Genomic DNA, 15,582 nt, shown 5'->3' on the forward strand with positions numbered 1-15,582 from the left:
CGGTGGCGGCCGGCCTCGTCGCCGTCCTGGGCGTCTTCCTGCTGGGCGACGCCGCGTTCCGGGGGAGCTGGGACGTCGTGCTCCGCGCCGCCGGCCCGATCGCCGTGCTCGTCTGGGCGCTCTGGGTCCTGACCTTCCGCCCGTGCATCGTCATCGACGACCGTGCGGTCACGGTGCTCAACCCGCTCCGCCGCACCGTGGTGCCGTGGCACGCGGTCGCCGACGTCCGGCTCCGCTGGCAGATCGTGATCGAGACGGTCGCCGGACGCAAGGTCCAGTGCTGGGGCGGCCCGTCGCTGCCACGGCCGAAGCCGGCCCGGCGGGGTGAGCGGGCGGTCCTGCGACAGCCCGACGAGATGACCGTGCTGCTCGACCGCTGGTCCGAGCACCGCGACGGCACCGGCGCCGGCGACGCCGTGCGCGGCTGGGACCTGCCGGCCCTGACGGTCGGCGCAGCCGCGCTGGCGCTGCTCGCCGCTTCGCTGCTCAGCCTGTGGCTGGGAGCCTGACGCGGCTCGCGATCGCGACCACGCGACGGACGGGAGGCCCGGTACCAGCTGGTACCGGGCCTCCCGTCCGTCTGCTGGTCACGTCCACGACGTGACCAGCGTCGTCAGACGACCGCGCCGACCCGCTCGGTGAGCAGGTGCTCCTGGTCGGTCTGGATGCAGGCGACGCCACGGCCGTGCACGGGCTCGAGGCCCGGGTCGATGGTGCGGCACTGCTCCTGCCGGCCCTCGTCGAGGAGCTGGTAGAGCGGGCAGCGCGTGCGGAACCGGCAGCCGTCGATGCGCTCCGTGGGGGAGGGCAGGTCGCCCTCGAGCAGGATGCGCCCGCGGGCGGCCTCGGCCATCGGGTCCGGCACCGGGACAGCCGACAGCAGGGCCCGCGTGTACGGGTGCTGCGGGTCCGAGAAGACCGCGTCCCCGTCGCCGTACTCGACGATGCGGCCGAGGTACATGACGGCGACGTCGTCGGCGATGTGCCGGACGACGGACAGGTCGTGCGCCACGAACAGGTAGGACAGGCCGAGACGGTGCTTGAGGTCCTCGAGCAGGTTGATCACACCTGCCTGCACCGAGACGTCGAGTGCGGACACCGGCTCGTCGAGCACCAGGATCTTCGGCTCCACGATCAGCGCGCGGGCGATGCCGATGCGCTGCCGCTGGCCACCCGAGAACTCGTGCGGGTACCGGTCGATGTAGGTCGGCTCGAGGCCGACCAGCTCGAGCACCTCGCGCACGCGCCGACGGATCTCGTCCTTCGCGACGCCGTGCACCGTGAGGGGTTCGCCGATCACCGAACCGATGTCGAGGCGCGGGTCGATCGACGCCATCGGGTCCTGGAAGACCACCTGGATGTCGCGGCGCAGGGCCAGACGGTCCTTCTTGGAGAGCGAGGCGGTGTCGACGCCGTTCACCCGGATGGTGCCGTGCTGGGCGCCGGCGAGTTCGAGGATCTCCATGATCGTCGTCGTCTTGCCGCAGCCGGACTCGCCGACCAGGCCGAGCACCTGCCCGCGCTTGAGCGTCAGGGAGATGCCGTCCACCGCGTGCACCTCGCCGATCTGCCGGCGGAACAGTGCGCCCTTGGTGAGCGGGAACGTCTTGACCACGTCGTCCAGTTCGAGCACGATGTCGTCGCCGTGGTCGACGCTGGCCTCGGGGACGTCCTCGGGGCGGGGGAAGATCTCCGAGCGCTCGAGGGTGCCCGCGGCGATCTCGTCGCGGCGGATGCACGCGGCGGTGTGCTCGTCGAGCAAGGTGCCGTTGCCGATCGTCTGCACGGCGCCGGTCATGACCGGGTTGTCGGCGCTCTGCGGCACCGTCGTCGCGACGAGGGCGGGTTCGCCGTCGCGGCAGGCGTCGAGGACGGCCGGGCAGCGGTCGGCGAACGGGCAGCCCGTCGGCTTCTGCGTCAGCAGGGGCGGGCGGCCGTCGAGCGGGACGAGCCGCTCGGTGCGGGCGGAGGTCATGTTCGGCATCGAGCGGAGCAGCCCGATCGTGTACGGCATCACCGGCTCGCGGAACAGCGGCAGGACCGGTGCCGTCTCGACGATCCGGCCGGCGTACATCACGGCGACGCGGTCGGCGTTGCCGGCGACGACGCCCAGGTCGTGCGTGATGAGCACGACGGCCGCACCGGTCATGTCCTTCGCGGTCTGCAGCACGTCGAGGATCTGCGCCTGGATCGTTACGTCGAGGGCGGTGGTCGGCTCGTCGGCGATGATCAGCTTCGGGTCGTTCGCGATGGCGATCGCGATCATCGCGCGCTGCCGCATGCCGCCGGAGAACTCGTGCGGGAACGCGTCGAGCCGTCGCGCCGGGTTCGGGATGCCGACGATGCGCAGCAGTTCCTCGGCGCGGGTGCGCGCGGCGTGTGCGGTCAGCGACCGGTCGTGCAGGCGCAGGCCCTCGACGATCTGCTGCCCGATCGTGTACACCGGCGTCAGGGCGGACAGCGGGTCCTGGAACACCATCGCGATGTCACGACCGCGCAGCGCCGACATCTCACGGTCGTTCTTGCCGACGAGCTCCTGCCCGTCGAAGCGGATGCTGCCCTGCACCTGGGCGGACGACGGCAGCAGGCCCATCACGGCCATCGAGGACACCGACTTGCCGGACCCCGATTCACCGACGATCCCGAGGAACTCGCCGGGGGCGACCGAGTAGTCGACACCCCGGACCGCGTAGACGGGCTTGGTCTTCGGGTTGAACGTGACCGACAGGTCGGACACGGTGAGCAGCGGCTCAGTCACGGTTGGCTCCGGAGGTGGGGTCGATGGCGTCGCGCAGGGCGTCGCCGAGCAGGCTGGTCGAGAGCACGGTCGCGACGAGGGTCGCTGCGGGCAGGACGAAGAGCCACGGGCGGGTGACGGCCGACTGGCTGCCGGCGGCGAGCAGGGTGCCGAGCGAGACGTCGGGGATCTGGATGCCGAAGCCGAAGTAGCTGAGGGCGCTCTCGGAGAGGATCATCGCCCCGACACCCAGCGTCGCGTCGATGATGAGCAGCGATGCCACGTTGGGCAGGATGTGCCGTCGGATGATGGTGAACGAGGGCACACCCATGAACCGGGCGGCCTTGACGTAGTCGCGCTCGCGCAGGGACATCGTCTGCCCCCGGATCACCCGGGCCATGATCATCCAGCCGAAGATCGCCAGCCCCACGATGAGTGCGAGCCAGCTGAGGTTCTTGAACAGCGGGCTGAGGAGCACGAGCGCGTAGAACGACGGGATCACCAGGAGCAGGTCGATGCCCCAGACGAGCGCACGGTCGACGAACCCACCGAAGTACCCGGCGACGGCGCCGACGATGCCGGCGATGAGGGTCGCGGCCGGTCCGGCGATGAGTCCGATGAGCAGCGACTTCTGCAGGCCGACCAGGGTCTGCGCGTAGATGTCCTGGCCGATGTCGTTCGTGCCGAACCAGTGCGCGGCGCTCGGCGGCATGCCGAACGCGAGCCCGTCGGAGTCGGAGGCGTTCCAGTGGTACAGGTGCGGGCCGACGAACGCCCAGAGGATGATGAGCAGCAGCGCACCGCCGCCGATGCGCGCGCGCCAGGTGCCGAACACCTTGCGCCAGAGCGGGGTGCGGCCGCCCTTCACCTCGATGACGTGCGCCGGCGTCCCGGCGTTGCCGTCGCCGGGGTCACCGGCGGTGGTCGTGGTCGTGGGGTCGAGAACAGACACGGGTCACACCCTCACTCGCGGGTCGAGCGCGGCGTACAGCAGGTCCGCGAGGGTCCCTGCGATGAGCACGAGGATCGCCGTGAAGAGGATCGTGCCCGCTGCCGCGTTGATGTCGTTGTTCGTGATGCTCTGGATGAAGTACTCACCCATGCCGTGCCAGCTGAAGACCAGCTCGGTGATGCTCGCACCCGTCAGGATCAACCCGAACGAGTAGGCGAAGAAGGTCGACATCGGGATGAGGGCGACCCGCACGCCGTGGCGCATGATCGCCGATCCGCGCGTGCGGCCCTTCGACCGGGCGGTCCGGATGAAGTCGTTCGACAGGACGTCGAGCATCGCGGAGCGCTGGTAGCGCGAGTACGACGCGACGGCGCCGACCGTCAGCGAGACCGTGGGTAACAACAGGTGCACGAGTCGGTCGCCGAGCACCGGGAAGAACCCGCTCACCCCCGGCGTGTACTCACCGGTGAAGCTGATCACCTGTGCGCCGACGCCCTGGTTGAGGGAGGTCGCCAGGATCATCAGCACGACCGCGATCACGAACGGCGGGGTCGCGAGCACCGTGAACGACGCGTAGGTCGAGACCTGGTCGGACACCTTGTACTGCCGGACCGCGTTCCAGACGCCGAGCAGCACGCCGAAGAGCGCACCGAGCAGCGTGCCGATCACGAGCAGCCGCAGGCTCGTCCCGGACCGGGCGATGATGTCGGCCGTCACCTCGGTGCCGCGCGAACTCATGCCGAGCGACCCGTGCGTGACCAGGCCGACCCACCAGTCCCAGGTGCGGACGAGGATGGGGGTGTTCGGATCGGCGCCGAGCTTGCGGAGCGACGCGTCGATGGTGCCCTGCGGCACGGCCGGGTTGCGCCCGAGGAACCGGGCGGCCGGGTTGAGCGTCGTGCTGGCGAGGATGTACCCGAGCGTGGTCGCCACGATCGTCAGGACGATGTAGTTGACGATCCGCTTTGCGATGAAGGCGAGCATGTGGTTGGTGACCTCTGGGTGCGGCCGTCCGTCCGGACGGCGTTGTCGGTGGCGACAGGCTAGCCGGTCCGGACGGCGGGGTGGGACAACGGAAGTGACGTTATGCAACATTCGTTACGAGCGTGTTTCGATTCCTCGCAGAGACCCTTGTGCAGCCTTCGGATGTGGCTAGGGTTCTCAACCAACAGACGCGACGGCGGGGCCGCCGCGGTCCAGCGCGAACTGCGCGAACCACAACGAAAGGGAATCCTCGCCATGCGAAAGAGGATCAAGGGCATCGCGGTCCTGGCCACCGCTGCGGCAGCTGCCGTCGTGCTGGCGGGCTGCTCCGGCGGCGGAGAAGCGGGCGGCGACAACTCCGCGGTCGCCGAGTCGTCACTGAAGTCGACCGGCTGGACCGTCGCGGACCGCGCCGACGTCAAGGACGGCGGGTCGATCACCCTGCCGATCGACACAGCTCCGGCGAACTGGCAGCTGGCCAACCTTGACTCGGGGACGGTCGACGACACGACGATCTCGCAGACCTACCTGCCGGGGTTCATCCAGTTCAAGGAGAACGGCGAGTGGGAGGCGAACAAGGACTACGCGACCTCCGTCGAGCTGACCAAGGACTCGCCCCAGACCGTCGAGATCAAGATCAACCCGAAGGCCGTCTGGTCGGACGGCACCCCGATCAGCGCAAAGGACGTCATCGCGAACTGGAAGGCGCTGAACGGCACGAACAAGGCCTTCGCGCCCCTCGCCACCAACGTGTGGGAGGACGTGGACTCGGTCAAGCAAGGCTCCGACGAGCGTGACGTCATCATGACGTTCTCGAAGACCAACGCCGACTGGGCGAGCGTCCTCGGCGCGATCTACCCGTACTGGGCCGTCGACACCCCGGACCACTTCAACAAGGCCTGGGCCAAGGGTCCGTACGCCGCCGACGGCAAGACCTACGTCTCCGGTGGTCCGTACATCCTGAAGTCCTTCGACGCCAACGGTGGCGTCGTGACCTTCGAGAAGAACTCCAAGTGGTGGGGCGACCCGGGCAAGCTCGACACGATCGTCTTCAAGACGGTCTCGCGTGACGGCGTCGCCCAGGCGTACGGCAACAAGGAGCTCGACGCGTTCAACCTGAACGGCAGCGCCGACAACCTCAAGACGGCGAACTCGCGGTCCGACTCGAAGATCGAGCGCTCGCTCGGCACCACGCAGCGTCAGATCACGCTGAACGGCACCTCGGACGTCTTCAAGGACCAGGACGTGCGCCAGGCGTTCGCACAGGCCATCAACCGCAAGGTCGTGGCCCAGGCGATCCTGTCGCCGGTGAAGAGCCCGGGCGACGTGCTCAACAACCTCGTCTACCTGCCCGGTCAGCAGGGCTACGAGGACGACGCGTCGAGCGTCTACGGCTACAGCACGGACAAGGCGAAGTCGAAGCTCGAGGACGCCGGCTGGAAGATCGGTTCGGACGGATACGCGACCAAGGGCGGCAAGGAACTCGACGTCCGCTTCGTGATCCCCTCGGACAACCCGAACTCGGCGAACGTCGCGCAGCTCGTGCAGCAGCAGACGAAGCTCGCCGGCTTCAAGGTCACCATCGACACCGTCCCGACCGACGACTTCTTCACGAAGTACGTCACCACGTCGACGCGTGACTTCGACGCCACGTACTTCGCGTGGCAGGGCACCCCGTTCCCGATCTCGTCGCTGAAGTCGATCTACTACCCCGCCGACGCCGGCCAGAACTACAGCGGCGTGACGGACGACTCGCTCGGCGCCGCCTGGGACAAGGCGAACGGCGAACTCGACGCGGATGCCCGCATCAAGGACGCGCAGGCCATCGGCAAGAAGATCGTCGCGGTCGCCGGCACCATCCCGCTGTTCGCCGAGCCGTACGCCTGGGGCGTTCGCAAGGACCTGGTGAACTACGGTCCGGCGCAGTTCCAGCAGTCGTCGGTCAAGTGGCAGGACGTCGGCTACAAGAAGTAGCCACACCGCACGAGAACGACACCGCACACGAACGACACCCCCGACGTCGCACGACGCCGGGGGTGTCGTTCTGCGTCCGGGCGAGTCAGAACTGTGCCGCCGCGAGCGACGCGGCGAACCCGAGGACCACGAGCGCCAGGATCGTCCAGCCGTGGGTGCGGTGCGTGATCGGCGCAGCCGTCACGGACGACGGGGGCGGGCCGTCCTGCGTCACCGGAGCGGGCACGTGGGTCAGCATCAGCGCGGCCGCAGCGTCGACGTCCAGGCGATCCGGGCTTCCTGGCCGGTCACCGGTGTGCGCGGCGAGACGCGCCGTCGGGCGGGTCGCGATCCAGACGCGGCGGACGCCCTCGCTGGTGACCACCTCGATGCCGTACTTCGTGCGCACCTCGCTGACGCGCGACCAGGTGTAGGTGCTGGTGCGCCGGACGTCGACGATGCGCAGGTGCTCGGGCGTCAGCTCGAACCGCGGCCGCCACAGCACCGCCCACGCGACGAAGGCGACGGCGATGCTCGGGATCGGCACGAGCCACGGGGTTCCGCCGCCGATCAGGGCCAGCGGGACGAGCACGACGGCCACGACCCAGAGGACGAGGGCGAGGGCGCGCAGGCCCGGGGCGACGATGGTGGTGTGCACCGGACGAGGGTACGAGATGCCTCCCCGGAGACGCCCGGGGAGCGGGTGTGACACACCGGCGCGTATCTCCGGACGACCCGATTCCCCGGGGAGGCAGATCCTTGACGGACCCTCGTGCCGTCCATGGTCGTCGCCCCCGGTTGGGGTGTCAACACCCCGTTTCGACGAGTTCAGCGGACTCCCACGCCGGGGCTACGAAACGAGCAGTTCGATCTGTTCGCGGATCGTCTCGGCCTTCGGGAACCGCAGGCCGACCAGGCCGATGTGGCGCCATCGGAGCACGCCGTCGGGGCCGATCACGAACACGGATCGTCGCAGGCCGATCCCCGGTGCCTGGACGCCGTAGGCGCGGATGACCGAGCCCGCGGTGTCGCTGAGCAGGGGGAACGCGAGCGAGGAGCCGCGGGCGAACTCCTCGTGCGAGTCGAGCGCCTGGGGGCTGATGCCCCACACCGTGGCACCGAGGTCGGTGAACTCGTCGAGTTCGGCCTGGTAGCTGCAGAGCTGGGCCGTGCAGACCGCCGTCGCGTCGCCCGGGTAGAAGGCCAGCACGACCGTCCGGCCGATCTCGGCGGACAGGTCGTACTCGTCGTCGGAGCGGACGCCACGGCGCACGACCATCCCCGGCAGGGTGAACGACGGTGCGGACTCGCCGATCGCGGGGATGCTCATGCGCTCACCGTAGGGCTGCGGTTCGGCCCTCGGACCTCGGCGCGCTGTGCTGGGGCTGTGGATGCGCCCGGTGGCGCGCTGAACGGCCGACGGGACAGCGAGCCGGCGGCCCCGCGACGCGGCGTTCCGCCAGCGGCCCCGCGGCCTACGCGAACAACTGCGGGAACGCGTGCGCCACCCAGGGGTACCCGACGAAGACCACCGCGTCGAGCAGGGCGTGCGTGATCACGAGCGGCAGCAGCCGACCCCACTTCGTGTAGATCCAGCCGAACACGACGCCCATCACCGCGTTGCCGATGAACGCCCCGAAGCCCTGGTACAGGTGGTAGCTGCCACGCAGCAGTGCGGTCGACAGGATCATCTGCCAGCGGCCCCACCCGAGGTCCCCGAGCCGGGCGTAGAGGTACCCGATCACGATCACCTCCTCCTGCAGCCCCGAGCGGATCGCGGACAGCAGCAGGACCGGGATCGTCCACCAGTACGAGTTCAGTGCGGCGGGGTCGACGGCGACCGTGATGCCGAGCGCACGTCCGGCGAAGTACAGCGCGAGCCCCGGGATCCCGATGCAGAGCGCGATCAGGGCCGGGCCGCCCAGGTCCGGCTTCGCCCGGAACCGGTCGATGCCGAGCCGGCCGAGGTGCGGTCGCGAGGTGCTCCACAGCAGGTAGCAGACGAGTGCCACCGGGGCCAGGTCCACCGCGATGCCCAGGAGCTGCCGGGCGAGGTCGACGTACTGCACCGTCGTCGACGAGGTGTTCAGGGCCGTCGACTGCTCGCCGGGCGGCGTCGTCTGCGACAGGTCGTCGATGATCTGCAGGATCGAGTACAGGGCGCTGGCGCCGAGCGAGAGCAGCAGGACGATGGTGATCTCGACCCACGTTCGCCGACGGCTCATCGTCAGTACTCCTGTCTGTTGCGAACTACCGGTAGACTGGCGTGTCGGGCGTTCTGCCCGCGGGTGCGGTGCTGTGAAGACACTGGCCCGACACTCTCCCAGAAATTGAAGGATGTCCTGTATGGCGCTCGCCACCCGGTCCGACCTGCGCAACGTCGCCATCGTGGCACACGTCGACCACGGCAAGACCACCCTCGTCGACGCGATGCTCACGCAGACCAACTCGTTCGACGCCCACTTCGAGGGCGAAGACCGCATGATGGACTCGAACGACCTCGAGCGCGAGAAGGGCATCACGATCCTCGCGAAGAACACGTCGGTGCTCTACAACGGCAAGCACGCGACCGAGTTCGGCTCGGACGGCCCGATCACCATCAACGTGATCGACACCCCGGGTCACGCCGACTTCGGTGGCGAGGTCGAGCGCGGTCTGTCCATGGTCGACGGTGTCGTCCTGCTGGTCGACGCGTCCGAGGGCCCGCTGCCCCAGACCCGCTTCGTGCTCCGCAAGGCGCTCGCCGCGAAGCTCCCGGTGATCCTGCTCGTCAACAAGACGGACCGCCCCGACTCCCGCATCGACGAGGTCGTCTCCGAGTCGCAGGACCTGCTGCTCGGCCTGGCCTCCGACCTGTCGGACGAGGTCGACGACCTCGACCTCGACGCGATCCTCGACGTCCCGGTGGTCTACGCCTCGGGCCGCAACGGTGCCGCGTCGCGCAACAAGCCGAACGACGGCGAGCTGCCCGACAACGACGACCTCGAGCCCCTGTTCGAGGCCATCCTGCAGCACGTCCCGGCGCCGAAGTACGACGACCAGCACCCGCTGCAGGCCCACGTCACCAACCTCGACGCGTCGCCGTTCCTCGGTCGTCTCGCGCTGCTGCGCATCTTCCACGGCACGATGAAGAAGGGCCAGACGGTCGCGTGGGTCAAGCACGACGGCACCGTCGTCAACGCCCGCATCACCGAGCTCCTCATCACCAAGGCGCTCGAGCGCTACCCGGCCGAGTCGGCCGGCCCCGGTGACATCGTCGCCGTCGCCGGGTTCGACACGATCACCATCGGTGAGACCCTGTCCGACCCCGAGGACGTCCGCCCGCTGCCGACCATCACGGTCGATGACCCGGCGATCTCGATGACGATCGGCACGAACACCAGCCCGCTCGTCGGCAAGGTCAAGGGCCACAAGCTGACCGCCCGCATGGTCAAGGAGCGCCTCGACCGCGAGCTCATCGGCAACGTCTCGCTCAAGGTCCTCGACATCGGTCGTCCGGACGCGTGGGAGGTCCAGGGTCGCGGCGAGCTCGCACTGGCCATCCTCGTCGAGCAGATGCGTCGTGAGGGCTTCGAGCTCACCGTCGGCAAGCCGCAGGTCGTCACCAAGCGTGACGAGAACGGCAAGCTGCAGGAGCCGTACGAGCACATGACGATCGACACGCCGGAGGAGTACCTCGGCGCGATCACGCAGCTCATGGCCGCTCGCAAGGGTCGCATGGAGAACATGACGAACCACGGCACCGGCTGGGTGCGCATGGAGTTCATCGTCCCGTCGCGTGGCCTGATCGGCTTCCGCACGTCGTTCCTGACCGAGACCCGCGGCACCGGCATCGCCAACGCGATCTCGCACGGCTACGACGAGTGGGCCGGCCCGATCCAGACCCGCATCAACGGCTCGATCGTCTCCGACCGCTCGGGTGTCGTCACGCCGTTCGCCATCACGAACCTCCAGGAGCGGATGACCTTCTTCGTCAACCCGACCGAAGAGGTCTACGAGGGCATGGTCATCGGCGAGAACTCGCGCGCCGACGACATGGACGTCAACATCACGAAGGAGAAGAAGCTCACGAACATGCGTTCGGCGAACGCCGACTCCTTCGAGTCGATGACGCCGTCGCGCCAGCTCTCGCTCGAGGAGTGCCTGGAGTTCGCGCGCGAGGACGAGTGCGTCGAGGTCACCCCGGCCGTCGTCCGCATCCGCAAGGTGGAGCTCGACGCGCAGGCCCGCCAGCGCTCGTACGCCCGCCTGAAGCGCCAGGACGCGTAAGCACCAGCACGAGCAACACCCTCGGAGGCCCGTCCTCCGTCCGACGGCCCGGTCACCTGCAACAGGTGGTCGGGCCGTTCGCGGTTGTACCGTGGTCAGCGTGACTCTCGACCTGCTCTCGATCTACCAGGACCTGCACGCCCACCCGGAGCTCGGCTTCCAGGAGCACCGCACCGCCGGTGTCATCGCCGCGAAGCTCGCCGAGATCGGGGGGATCGACGTGACGACGGGCGTCGGCGGCACCGGCGTCGTCGGTGTCGTCGCGAACGGCGAGGGCCCCGTGGTGTGGCTCCGCGCCGACATGGACGGCCTGCCGGTGCAGGAGCGCACCGGCCTGTCGTACGCCAGCGAGCACGTCGGCACCGACGACGAGGGCCGGGACGTCCCGACCATGCACGCCTGCGGCCACGACATCCACGTCACGTGGCTGCTCGGCACCCTCGAGCGCCTCGTCGCGACCACGGGGGACTGGCGCGGCACGGTCGTCGCCGTCTTCCAGCCTGCTGAAGAGGTCATCTCCGGCGCACGCGCGATGGTCGAGGACGGCCTGGTCGAGCGGTTCCCGAAGCCGGACGTCGTGCTCGGGCAGCACTCCGCGCCCGCACCGGTCGGCATCGTCGCCGTCGGCACCGGCCCGGTGATGGCGTCGAGCGACCGGCTGACGGTGACGTTCAACGGCCGTGGGGCGCACGGCTCGGCGCCGCAGGCCTCGCTCGACCCGGTCGTCACCGCGGCGTCGGCCGTCGTGCGATTGCAGACCGTCGTCGCGCGCGAGGTCTCGCCGAGCGACGCGGGTGTCGTCACCGTCGGCAGCTTCCACGCCGGCACACGGGCGAACATCATCCCCGACGAGGCCGTGATCGAGATCTCGACCCGTGCCCGCAACGAGGAGACCCGCCAGCGCATCATCGCCTCGATCGAACGCATCGTCCGTGCCGAGAGCGCGGCCGGTGGGCTGTCCGAGCCGACGATCGTGCGGGCTCCGGGTGCCGAGGTCACCGTGAACGACGCCGAGGCCGCCGCCACCGTGCTCGACGCCATCCGCGCCGAGGTGCCGGGTGCTCGCGACCTGGAGATCGGGCTCGCCATGGCGTCGGAGGACGTCGGACAGCTGGCCACCGCCGCTGGCGCGCCGCTCGTGTACTGGTTCACGGGCATCACCGACCCGGAGCGCTTCCGCCGTGGCGAGGAGATCCCGAGCAACCACTCGCCGTTCTACGCGCCGCAGGCCGAGACGGCGATCCCGGTGGGTGTCGACGCCCTGGTGGCTGCGACGCGCGCCTACGTCGCCTGAACCGTCCGTCGGCACGGAGGCCCGGGGCGGCCCCGCCGCGCAGGTGACCGCCCCGGGGACGGCACGTTCACAGCCAACTCGCGCCGCGCCTCCCGGCTCGTCCGTTACGGTCACGCCATGCGTTCCCTCCGTACCCCGCTGATCGCCGCCGTCGCTGCCGGCATCGCCCTGGCCGGACTCACCGGCTGCTCGACCGAGGCCGTGCAGCAGGCCACCGACCTCGGGTCCTCCGTCGCGTCGAACGTGGCCGACGGGGTCGCCGGCATCGACGGCAAGGCGATCCAGGACGGCATGTCCTCGGTCGCCGGTGGCATCGACGGCGCGCTCGACACGGCGCTCAAGGGCGCCGACGTGACCTCCGACGGCAAGGTGCCGGACGGGTTCCCGTCGGCCGACGTCCCGCTCGTCGACGGCACGGTGCTGGGCGGGGGAGCCGGACCGAACGGCTCCGGGTGGGTCGCCCAGGTCCGGGCGGCCTCCGTCGACGACTTCCGGACGGCCGCGCAGCAGCTCACGGATGCCGGGTACACCGAGTCGGCGAAGCGCGCGGACTCGTCCAGCGCGTTCGGCATGTTCCGGAGCGGCGGCTACCGTGTCGTGCTGACGTTCTCGGACGGCAAGGACAGCGGTGGCGTCACGGCGACCTACATCGTCACGCCCCGCTAGTCCCGTACCCTTGGGGACGATGTCCAAGGCCCCCTCCACGCGCCCGGAGCGCGTCCTGATCGTGCACGCCCACCCCGACGACGAGACGCTCTCGTCGGGTGGGACCATCGCCACCCTGCTCGAGCGCGGTGCCGAGGTGACCGTGCTCACCGCGACCCGGGGCGAGCGCGGCGAGATGCTCACGGAGCAGCTGGCTCCGCTCGCGGGCGACCCCGCGCGGGTGGCGCGGCACCGGGAGACCGAGATCGCCGCGGCCCTCGCCGCCCTCGGCGGGCCGCAGCACCTGTGGCTCGGTGGGCGCGGCGCGCGGCCGACCGACCTGCCCGAGCGTCGGTACGTCGACTCCGGCATGCAGTGGGGCCCGGACGGCCGGGCCACCGCTGCGGCCGACGCCCCGGCCGACTCGCTGACCGCGGCCGACCTGGGCGAGGTGGTCGACGACGTGCGCGCCGCCATCCGTTCCACCGGAGCCGACGCGGTGATCAGCTACGCCGACGACGGCGGCTACGGACACCCCGACCACGTGCGGATGCACCACGCGGCGCAGTACGCGGCCCGTGCCGAAGAGGTCCCGTTCTCGATGATCGTCGACCCCGACAGTGGGCAGGCCGACGTCACCGTCGACGTCCTGCCGGTCCGGGCCAAGGTGCGGGCGGCCGTCGAGCAGTACCGCTCCCAGGTCGCCGTCGACCCCGTCGACCCCGCCGACCCGGCCGCGCTGTCGTGGGTGATGCCGCACGGCGTCCGACAGCACGCCCCTGCGGTGGAGGCGTTCCGGCACGACGCGGCCCCGCAGCCGGGGGCGCCGCAGACCTACGGCGAGATGTCCGGTCAGGGCAAGGCCGCGGCGGTCGTGGTGTCGCTGCTGGTCGGGCTGCTCGCCGGCGGCCTCGGCACGGTGACGCACCAGCAGACGCTCGGCGCGTTCCCGGTCGGACTCGTCGTCACCACCCTCATCGTGCTCGGCCTGACCGTGGGCGTGCGGCTCGTCTACCGCTCGCGGACGATGGTCGCCGAGATCGGCATCGGCATCCTCGTCGCGACGCAGGTGCTCGTGTCGGTCGGTGGCGAGAGCTCGCCGCTCGTCCTCGCCAACGCGGCCGGGTACGTGTGGACCTTCGCCCCCGCGGCCATCACCGCCCTCGTCCTCGCGTGGCCGGACCTGTCGGGGCTGCGGTCCCGGACGGCCGCGCGCCACGAGTAGACTCGAACCCGCTCGTCGAAGGGAGCACCCGAACCGTGACCTACGTGATCGCCCAGCCGTGTGTCGACGTCAAGGACCGCGCCTGCATCGACGAATGCCCGGTCGACTGCATCTACGAGGGTGACCGCTCGCTGTACATCCACCCCGACGAGTGCGTCGACTGCGGTGCGTGTGAGCCGGTCTGCCCCGTCGAGGCCATCTACTACGAGGACGACCTGCCCGACCAGTGGGCCGACTACTACAAGGCCAACGTCGAGTTCTTCGACGAGGTCGGGTCGCCCGGTGGCGCTGCGAAGGTCGGCGTGATCCACAAGGACCACCCCGTCGTCGCTGCCGAGCCCGTCCGCGGCTGACCGGACCCCTCGTGGCGCTCGACCTCCCCGACTTCCCCTGGGACCAGCTCGTCCCGTTCAAGCAGCGCGCCGCGGCGTACGAGGGCGGGATCGTCGACCTCAGCGTCGGCTCGCCCGTCGACCCCACGCCCGAGGTCGTCCGCACCGCCCTGGCCACCGCCACCGACGCGCACGCCTACCCGCAGGTCGCCGGCACCCCGGCGCTCCGGCAGGCCATCGCCGACTGGTACGGCCGCCGGCACGGTGTCGCCCTGACCGAGGCGAACGCGCTGCCGACGATCGGCTCCAAGGAGTTCATCGCGGGCCTGGCGCTCTGGCTCGGCATCGGCCCCGGCGACACCGTGGTGTTCCCGGCAGCGGCGTACCCCACGTACGAGCTCGGTGCCGCGCTGGTCCGGGCCGATGCCCTGGCCTCGGACGACCCCGCCGAGTGGCCGTCCACCACGAAGCTCGTCTGGCTGAACTCCCCGGGCAACCCGGACGGCCGCGTGCTCACCATCGACGAGCTCCGTGCCGCCGTGGTGCGCGCCCGCGGGCTCGGGGCCGTCATCGTCGGTGACGAGTGCTACGCCGAGCTCGGCTGGGACCCGGAGTACGCCACCACCCCGACCCCCACGATCCTCGACCCCCGGGTCGTCGGTGACTCGCTCGACGGCGTGCTCAGCGTGTACTCGCTGTCGAAGCAGTCGAACCTCGCCGGCTACCGTGCGGCCTTCGTCGCCGGTGACGCCGCGATCCTGGCCGACGTGCTGGCCGTCCGCAAGCACGCCGGGCTGATGCCACCGTTGCCCGTGCAGCAGGCCATGGTCGTCGCCCTGCAGGACGAGTCCCACGTGCAGCAGCAGAAGGCCCGCTACCGTGCCCGTCGGAACATGCTCCGGCAGGCACTCGAGGGCGCGGGCTTCCGCATCGACCACAGCGAAGCCGGGCTCTACCTCTGGGCGACCCGCGGCGAGCCGGCGCTCGACACCGTCGCCTGGCTCGCCGACCGCGGGATCCTCGTCGCACCGGGCACGTTCTACGGTGCAGCCGGGGGCGAACACGTCCGCGTGGCCCTGACGTCGACCGACGAACGGATCGCCGCAGCCTCCCAGCGACTGGCGAGCAGCCGGCGCCTCGGCACCGCGTAGCACGGACACGAGCACTCCCGCCGGCGCCCGCAATCCCTGG

The 15,582-nt window shown here is 70.3% G+C and carries 14 protein-coding genes; 8 read left to right on the plus strand and 6 right to left on the minus strand.

The genetic code is table 11. The annotated features are described in order from the left end of the window. The first annotated feature begins 2 nt into the window (after positions 1 to 2). Positions 3 to 509: a PH domain-containing protein gene (locus ASF75_RS15845; RefSeq protein WP_056072933.1), complete on the plus strand. Its 507-nt coding sequence runs from the start codon at positions 3 to 5 to the stop codon at positions 507 to 509. Between the two features lie 104 nt (positions 510 to 613). Here the strand turns inward: ASF75_RS15845 and ASF75_RS15850 are convergent, their stop codons facing one another. From ASF75_RS15850 to ASF75_RS15860, 3 genes are read right to left on the minus strand one after another with little or no spacing between them, the layout of a single operon-like run. Continuing rightward, positions 614 to 2,758 carry an ABC transporter ATP-binding protein gene (locus ASF75_RS15850; protein WP_056072935.1) on the minus strand — a complete coding sequence of 715 codons (2,145 nt, stop codon included), beginning with the start codon at positions 2,756 to 2,758 and terminating at the stop codon, positions 614 to 616. Continuing rightward, complete coding sequence (locus tag ASF75_RS15855; RefSeq protein ID WP_017887071.1) at positions 2,751 to 3,689, minus strand: ABC transporter permease; 939 nt, start codon at positions 3,687 to 3,689, stop codon at positions 2,751 to 2,753. The genes ASF75_RS15850 and ASF75_RS15855 overlap by 8 nt, the downstream gene beginning before the upstream one ends. 3 nt (positions 3,690 to 3,692) lie before the next feature. Continuing rightward, entirely contained in the window at positions 3,693 to 4,673 is a 981-nt protein-coding gene (locus ASF75_RS15860; protein ID WP_056072938.1) for an ABC transporter permease, read from the minus strand. 255 nt (positions 4,674 to 4,928) lie between these two features. Between ASF75_RS15860 and ASF75_RS15865 the strand changes: the two genes are divergently transcribed. Beyond that, positions 4,929 to 6,647: an ABC transporter family substrate-binding protein gene (locus ASF75_RS15865; RefSeq protein WP_017887069.1), complete on the plus strand. Its 1,719-nt coding sequence runs from the start codon at positions 4,929 to 4,931 to the stop codon at positions 6,645 to 6,647. A gap of 85 nt (positions 6,648 to 6,732) precedes the next feature. Here ASF75_RS15865 and ASF75_RS15870 read toward each other — a convergent pair whose 3' ends face one another. From ASF75_RS15870 to ASF75_RS15880, 3 genes are all read right to left on the minus strand, one after another. Next, positions 6,733 to 7,284, minus strand: a complete 552-nt coding sequence (locus ASF75_RS15870) for a PH domain-containing protein (protein WP_056072941.1) — start codon at positions 7,282 to 7,284, stop codon at positions 6,733 to 6,735. 192 nt (positions 7,285 to 7,476) lie between these two features. Continuing rightward, complete coding sequence (locus ASF75_RS15875; protein WP_042539357.1) at positions 7,477 to 7,956, minus strand: peroxiredoxin; 480 nt, start codon at positions 7,954 to 7,956, stop codon at positions 7,477 to 7,479. Positions 7,957 to 8,101: 145 nt separating this feature from the next. Then, the gene (locus ASF75_RS15880; RefSeq protein ID WP_056072944.1) at positions 8,102 to 8,851 is read right to left on the minus strand and encodes a CPBP family intramembrane glutamic endopeptidase; all 750 of its coding nucleotides are present in this window, start codon (positions 8,849 to 8,851) and stop codon (positions 8,102 to 8,104) included. Positions 8,852 to 8,972: 121 nt separating this feature from the next. On the opposite strand from ASF75_RS15880, the gene typA reads away from it, so the two are divergent. The 6 genes from typA (at position 8,973) to dapC (ending at position 15,542) form a co-directional block, all read left to right on the plus strand. Continuing rightward, positions 8,973 to 10,895, plus strand: coding sequence for a translational GTPase TypA (gene typA / locus ASF75_RS15885; RefSeq protein ID WP_017887064.1), 1,923 nt, complete (start codon positions 8,973 to 8,975; stop codon positions 10,893 to 10,895). Between the two features lie 100 nt (positions 10,896 to 10,995). After that, entirely contained in the window at positions 10,996 to 12,189 is a 1,194-nt protein-coding gene (locus ASF75_RS15890) for an amidohydrolase (protein WP_031259685.1), read from the plus strand. 117 nt (positions 12,190 to 12,306) lie between these two features. Next, positions 12,307 to 12,855: a hypothetical protein gene (locus tag ASF75_RS15895; protein ID WP_056072946.1), complete on the plus strand. Its 549-nt coding sequence runs from the start codon at positions 12,307 to 12,309 to the stop codon at positions 12,853 to 12,855. 19 nt (positions 12,856 to 12,874) lie between these two features. Continuing rightward, positions 12,875 to 14,059, plus strand: coding sequence for a PIG-L family deacetylase (locus ASF75_RS15900; protein ID WP_056072949.1), 1,185 nt, complete (start codon positions 12,875 to 12,877; stop codon positions 14,057 to 14,059). Positions 14,060 to 14,094: 35 nt separating this feature from the next. Continuing rightward, complete coding sequence (gene fdxA, locus ASF75_RS15905) at positions 14,095 to 14,412, plus strand: ferredoxin (RefSeq protein WP_017887060.1); 318 nt, start codon at positions 14,095 to 14,097, stop codon at positions 14,410 to 14,412. Positions 14,413 to 14,423: 11 nt separating this feature from the next. Continuing rightward, positions 14,424 to 15,542: a succinyldiaminopimelate transaminase gene (gene dapC, locus ASF75_RS15910; RefSeq protein WP_056072952.1), complete on the plus strand. Its 1,119-nt coding sequence runs from the start codon at positions 14,424 to 14,426 to the stop codon at positions 15,540 to 15,542. Positions 15,543 to 15,582 lie beyond the last annotated feature (40 nt).

Source organism: Curtobacterium sp. Leaf154 (assembly GCF_001424595.1).
Lineage (GTDB): Bacteria > Actinomycetota > Actinomycetes > Actinomycetales > Microbacteriaceae > Curtobacterium > Curtobacterium poinsettiae.